The organism is Vreelandella gomseomensis, from assembly GCF_031451645.1.
Classification (GTDB): Bacteria; Pseudomonadota; Gammaproteobacteria; order Pseudomonadales; family Halomonadaceae; genus Vreelandella; species Vreelandella gomseomensis.
In genome coordinates, this window is the sequence record NZ_JARWAI010000022.1 from 1 (window position 1) to 1,783 (window position 1,783).

Sequence of the window (1,783 nt, forward strand, 5' to 3'; positions counted from 1 at the left end):
TAATTCATTGTGAGCGCTTACCGCGAGGATGATGCATCGTTTAAGGAGGTGATCCAGCCGCAGGTTCCCCTACGGCTACCTTGTTACGACTTCACCCCAGTCATGAACCACACCGTGGTGATCGCCCTCCAAAGTTAGGCTAACCACTTCTGGTGCAGTCCACTCCCATGGTGTGACGGGCGGTGTGTACAAGGCCCGGGAACGTATTCACCGTGCCATTCTGATGCACGATTACTAGCGATTCCGACTTCACGGAGTCGAGTTGCAGACTCCGATCCGGACTGAGACCGGCTTTAAGGGATTCGCTTGCTCTCGCGAGTTCGCAGCCCTTTGTACCGGCCATTGTAGCACGTGTGTAGCCCTACCCGTAAGGGCCATGATGACTTGACGTCGTCCCCACCTTCCTCCGGTTTGTCACCGGCAGTCTCCTTAGAGTTCCCACCATTACGTGCTGGCAAATAAGGACAAGGGTTGCGCTCGTTACGGGACTTAACCCAACATTTCACAACACGAGCTGACGACAGCCATGCAGCACCTGTCTCTGCGCTCCCGAAGGCACCAAGGTATCTCTACCAAGTTCGCAGGATGTCAAGGGTAGGTAAGGTTCTTCGCGTTGCATCGAATTAAACCACATGCTCCACCGCTTGTGCGGGCCCCCGTCAATTCATTTGAGTTTTAACCTTGCGGCCGTACTCCCCAGGCGGTCGACTTATCGCGTTAACTTCGCCACAAAGTGCGCTAGGCACCCAACGGCTGGTCGACATCGTTTACGGCGTGGACTACCAGGGTATCTAATCCTGTTTGCTACCCACGCTTTCGCACCTCAGTGTCAGTGTCAGTCCAGAAGGCCGCCTTCGCCACTGGTATTCCTCCCGATCTCTACGCATTTCACCGCTACACCGGGAATTCTACCTTCCTCTCCTGCACTCTAGCCTGATAGTTCCGGATGCCGTTCCCAGGTTGAGCCCGGGGCTTTCACAACCGGCTTATCAAGCCACCTACGCGCGCTTTACGCCCAGTAATTCCGATTAACGCTTGCACCCTCCGTATTACCGCGGCTGCTGGCACGGAGTTAGCCGGTGCTTCTTCTGCGAGTGATGTCTTTCCTACCGGGTATTAACCGATAGGCGTTCTTCCTCGCTGAAAGTGCTTTACAACCCGAGGGCCTTCTTCACACACGCGGCATGGCTGGATCAGGGTTGCCCCCATTGTCCAATATTCCCCACTGCTGCCTCCCGTAGGAGTTCGGGCCGTGTCTCAGTCCCGATGTGGCTGATCATCCTCTCAGACCAGCTACGGATCGTCGCCTTGGTGAGCCATTACCTCACCAACTAGCTAATCCGGCATAGGCTCATCCGATAGCGGGAGCCAAAGCCCCCTTTCTCCCGTAGGACGTATGCGGTATTAGCCTGGGTTTCCCCAGGTTATCCCCCACTACCGGGTAAATTCCTATGCGTTACTCACCCGTCCGCCGCTCGTCAGCGGGTAGCAAGCTACCCCTGTTACCGCTCGACTTGCATGTGTTAGGCCTGCCGCCAGCGTTCAATCTGAGCCATGATCAAACTCTTCAGTTTAAGATCTATGCGGTTCTTACCTGCCACCCGAAGGCGACAGAAGCGAACCAAACTTGGCTCAAGGTTCAAACGAATTCATTCAACTGTCGTTTAAAAACTTTCGTTTAAAAACTGTCGTTTACATGACCGCTTGCCTTGATATTCGGTGATTTATCACCCTCATCGGCAAGCGCCCACATGAATTACCTGATCAAATTATTAAAGAGCTG

1 rRNA gene is annotated in these 1,783 nt (G+C 54.2%); it reads right to left on the bottom strand.

The annotated features are described in order from the left end of the window. Positions 1–41 precede the first annotated feature (41 nt). Positions 42–1,574, bottom strand: a 16S ribosomal RNA gene (locus QC815_RS17280). Between the last annotated feature and the right edge of the window lie 209 nt (positions 1,575–1,783).